3 protein-coding genes are annotated in these 4,831 nt (G+C 46.9%); all 3 read left to right on the forward strand.

The window, feature by feature from the left end; all coding sequences use genetic code 11:
• A partial coding sequence (locus H6S82_RS18535; RefSeq protein WP_277926488.1) for a serpin family protein occupies nt 1–378 on the forward strand: 378 nt, incomplete at its 5' end.
• Nucleotides 379–647: 269 nt separating this feature from the next.
• The gene (locus H6S82_RS18540) at nt 648–950 is read left to right on the forward strand and encodes a (2Fe-2S) ferredoxin domain-containing protein (RefSeq protein WP_190462316.1); all 303 of its coding nucleotides are present in this window, start codon (nt 648–650) and stop codon (nt 948–950) included.
• Between the two features lie 321 nt (nt 951–1,271).
• A partial coding sequence (locus H6S82_RS18545; protein ID WP_191056527.1) for a PAS domain S-box protein occupies nt 1,272–4,831 on the forward strand: 3,560 nt, incomplete at its 3' end.

Raw genomic sequence — 4,831 nt, forward strand, 5'->3', positions numbered from 1 at the left:
ATAAATAATATTAACGCTGAGCAAAATTATGAAGAAGAAATACCACTTTTAATTGGAATGCCGCGATTGCAATTAGAGTACGAAATAGATTTAGAAGATGTGTTTAAAAACATGGGTATGGAAATTGCTTTTCGGAAAGATGCTGATTTTTCAGCTATGGCAAACCCACCTTTATGGATTAGCTTTATTAAACACAAGACTTTTGTAGAAGTCAACGAAGAAGGTACTAAAGCATCAGCAGTCACGACAGTAGGAAGTACTAGAGGAGGGGCGGTAACAATGATTGTCGATCGCCCCTTTTTCTGTGCCATTAGAGACGAGCGAACGGGAACAATCCTGTTCATGGGTTCCATTGTAGATCCCATATCCGCTAATTGAAAATTTTCAATAGTAAATAGCATCCTAAAAATTGAGGTTTTTAAATTTTAATTAAGAGTATTTACTTACTTGGCTCGCATTGAAATCGCATATTGTAAGGAGGGTCAGTTATTTAAGGTTTGCTTACAATTTTAACCTGTCTAGAGACTACAGCGATCGTTAGCACTTGCAATGCTAAATAGGGTAACCGTATCTCTACTAGCATAAAAGTAGCGATCTAGTTCACAATAAAAAAGGTGTGCGTTACTACTGGCGGATATTGGGAGTTTATGGCAGAACCTCGTTGCGTATTGATTTGTCAGAACCGTTCTTGCTTGAATAACAGCTCGGCAGAGGTGCTAACAGCTTTTCAGGCGGCAGAAGTTCCTGGAGTGAGGGTGGAAAGTAGCGGTTGTATGGGGCAGTGCAGCTCTGGCCCTACCGTGCGGATAGTCCCTGACGAGACTTGGTATTGCCGGGTAAAAACCAGCGATGTACCTGAAATTGTGGAACGACATTTGATCGGCGGGAAACTTGTGGAAGCTAAGTTGAACCCGCGAATTCATCTCCGTATGGAAATGTTTTCTTCTTAACAAGAAGATCTGGCAACTCCGGAACTTAGTTGCGGATTGCTCGATCTCTAATGGAACTGCACTTTCCATACAAGCATCTTCGATCGAATTCGCCGTCAAACCCAATTTTTCTCAAGAGCCCTAAAGTGAAATTTCTTTTTTGTATAAGGTATGGAAAAAAACACAAAGTAAAACTAAGTATGGGGTAGCTGTGCTGAGCCAACACAAAGTTAAATAGACCTGTGCAAAGCGGAGCGATCGCAACCGCACAGCTTTTAACCTGGAATTAGGCTAGATCGGAACGATGGCAGTCCAAATATCAGAAGCTCAGTGTATCAAATCATGTCGCCACTTACATCAAATACAAAACGGCTTTTTCCCAAAGGCTGCACTCAGAGATCCTCATTGTGGCGTTACGGCATCGCTGTATTCGCGGCGGCAATGTCCCTATCGATCGCACTATCGCTAAAACCAGCACTACAGCATACCCATACACCCCTGTTTTTTGCTACTGTCGCGTTTGGCTACGGTGATTTTGGGTATGGTTTAACAGCCACCGTCTTGTCTGTGTTTTCGATCGATTTCTTGTTTGAGAAACTGGGGGATTCCCTGCAATTTACCTTTGGTAGCGATATCTTGTGGCTGAGCGTATTCGCTGTCGTGGCGCTGTCGATCGTATGGCTAACTTCTGCCCGTCAAAGGGCTCGAGACAAGCTCCGAACTAGCGAGGATAGTTTCCGTATGCTGGTAGAGGGAGTAAAAGACTACGCAATTTATATGCTTGACCAGAACGGATGCGTAGTCAGCTGGAACGAAGGGGCAGAAAGCATCAAGGGTTATCAGGCAAAAGAAATTATCGGTCAGCATTTCTCCCGCTTTTATACTCCCGAAGATATCGCACAGGATAAACCCAAACAGATACTGCATTTAGCAGCAACAGAAGGTCGCTATGAAGAAGAAGGTTGGCGCGTGCGAAAAAATGGTTCCCGCTTCTGGGCAGATATCGTCATTACTGCTTTACGAGACGAAGCAGGCAATCTCAGAGGCTTCTCAAAAGTAACCCGCTTTGTTGGCGATCGCAAACCGTCAGACGAAAGCTCGCTCAAAGAACTTTCAGATATCAAATTTGCTTTAGATCGAGCTGCCATAGTAGCGAGAACGGACAAAAAAGGCATAATTAACTACGTAAACGATAAATTTTGCGAAATATCGAAATATTCCAGAGAAGAACTTCTCGGACAAGACCATCGCATTCTCAATTCCGGTTATCATTCCAAAGAATTCTTCCGGAACTTGTGGGCAACAATTGTGAGCGGCAAAGTTTGGAAAGGAGAAATTAAGAATAAAGCCAAAGACGGAACGTATTACTGGGTTGATACAGTAATAGTTCCTTTTCTCGATCGCACGGGTAAACCATTTCAATATTTAGCAATCAGATCCGATATCACCGATCGCAAACAGGTAGAAGAAGAGTTGAGAGTGCGGAATGGCGAACAGCAAGCGATCGCCCAAATCGGTCAACGGGCGCTAGCTGGAAGCAACCTCGATACTTTAATGGACGAAGCCGTTAACGTCATTGCCCAAACTCTAGAAGTTGAATATTGTAAAGTTTTAGAACTGCTTCCAGGGGGTGACGCTTTACTGCTGCGGGCAGGTGTAGGTTGGCAGCCCGGACTTGTAGGCAATGCGACAGTAGGAACAGAGAAAGATTCCCAGGCTGGTTATACTTTGCTTTCCCAAGAGCCGATCGTTGTTCGAGATCTCCGCACCGAAACGCGATTTAGTGGCCCGCCACTGCTGCACAACCACGGCGCAGTCAGCGGGATGAGTGTCACGATCGCCGGAAAAAATGGACATTGGGGCGTTCTGGGGGTACACAGCAAGCGCAGCCGCACATTTACACAAGATGATATTTACTTTTTGCAAGCTGCTGCCAACATCCTGGCAGAAGCAATCCAACGCCAGCAAGCGGAAGCAGAACGCACGCAGCTATTAGAGCGGGAGCAAGCAGCACGCACGCAAGCGGAGGGAAATGAATACCGCTATCGCTTTCTTGCTGAATCGATACCGCAGATGGTATGGACAGCAGAACCGAATGGGAAGGTAGATTACTACAGCCAGCGCTGGTGCGATTACACTGGCATGACGCTGGAGCAAATTCAAACACAGGGATGGCCAGCGATCGTACATCCTGACGATTTGCAGCAGTGTATCGATACCTGGAGCAACGCTCTGCAAACCGGCTCCACTTACCAAATTCAAGCTCGTATGAAGGCAAAGGACGGAAAATATCGCTGGTTTTTAGGTCAAGCTTTGCCAATGCTTGACAAAGAAGGTCAAATTGTCAAGTGGTTCGGCACTAATACGGACATTGACGATCGAGTGCGAGCAGAGCAAGAACGAACAAAGCTACTAGCGCGGGAACAAGCAGCACGGGCTTTAGCCGAAGCTGCCGCTGAGAGAGTGGAACGTCTGCAAGCAGTTACGGATGCCGCGATCGCACCTTTATCCCTGGAAGACCTGCTGGATGGGCTGCTGGGGCGGATCGGAGAAATTCTTCAGGCGGATACGGCGGCAATCTTGCTGACGGATACTCAAACCAACACTCTTGTGGTGAGGGCAGCCAAGGGACTTGATGAGGAAGCTCGTCACGAAGTTCGCATTCCCATCGGTGAAGGATTCGCCGGACATATTGCCGCACTGCGTCAGCCGTTATTTGTCGAGCGCGATGCTTATAGGCAAGTTTACAGCCCCTTGCTGCGGGAAAAACAGATTCAGTCGCTCATCGGTGTGCCTTTGCTAATTGACGATCGAGTTTTGGGAGTTGTCCACGTCGGTACTATTGAAAGCCGCCATTTCACTCAAGACGATATTTATCTGCTACAACTGGTAGCCGAGCGGTTTGCTGTGGCAATCGATCGCGCTAATCTGTACGAGGCAGAACAAAAAGCACGGGCATCGGCGGAAGCGGCAAACCGACTCAAGGATGAATTTCTGGCGATCGTTTCCCACGAACTTCGCACGCCGTTGAACTCTATTCTGGGCTGGTCGCAAATGCTACGCAGCCGCAAGTTGAGTGAAGAAATTGTCAATAAGGCGCTGGAAACAATAGAGCGCAATGCCAAACAACAGGTAACGCTGATTAACGATATTTTGGATGTTTCCCGCATTATTCGCGGCAAGATTCGTTTGAGTATGCAGCCGGTCAACCTGGAAAGAATCATTGAGGAGGCGATCGAAACTATCAAGCCAGCAGCGCAAGCAAAAGGTATTCAACTGGAGTCGAGTCTCGATCCTGTGCTGAGCAAAGTGATCGGCGATGTCGATCGTTTGCAGCAAGTTATCGGCAATCTGCTTTCCAACGCTGTTAAGTTTACCCCAGAAGGAGGACAAGTCAAGGTGACGCTGGCTGAATTGCCGATTTCCGAAAAATTTGACTCGTTTGGAGCTAGTTTAGGGGCAAATTTAAATATTGCCTCCCCAGAAGCCGACTCAGGAAATAATATTTTGCAGCCAACCCAAAAGCGGATTTTAGGATTGCAATTTGAAACGGAAAAAGTTCAACCTGAAATCTTCCATCTCAAATCTGCAATCTCCTATGTTCAAATTACGGTAAGTGACACTGGCAAAGGGATCGGATCTGATTTTCTACCCCATGTTTTTGACGGTTTCCGTCAAGAAGATGGCACAATCACAAGAGTTGAGGGCGGACTGGGATTGGGACTGACAATTGTGCGCCGCTTGGTGGAATTGCACGGCGGCAGCGTTCAGGCGTTCAGCGAAGGGGAAGGTATGGGCGCAACATTTACTGTGAAGTTGCCAGTGCTTGCACAAAGTAAGGGAGCGGGGGATCTCTCCAGGGGGGGAGAAGAAAATTATTCAGCTGTACCTTTGAGTCCCTC

The organism is Planktothrix sp. FACHB-1355 (assembly GCF_014748295.1).
Lineage (GTDB): Bacteria > Cyanobacteriota > Cyanobacteriia > Cyanobacteriales > Aerosakkonemataceae > Aerosakkonema > Aerosakkonema funiforme_A.

What these genes read in the sequence shown, in the direction of transcription:
- H6S82_RS18540 (WP_190462316.1), top strand. Translation starts at nt 648, where the DNA reads ATGGCAGAACCTCGTTGCGTATTGATTTGTCAGAACCGTTCTTGCTTG.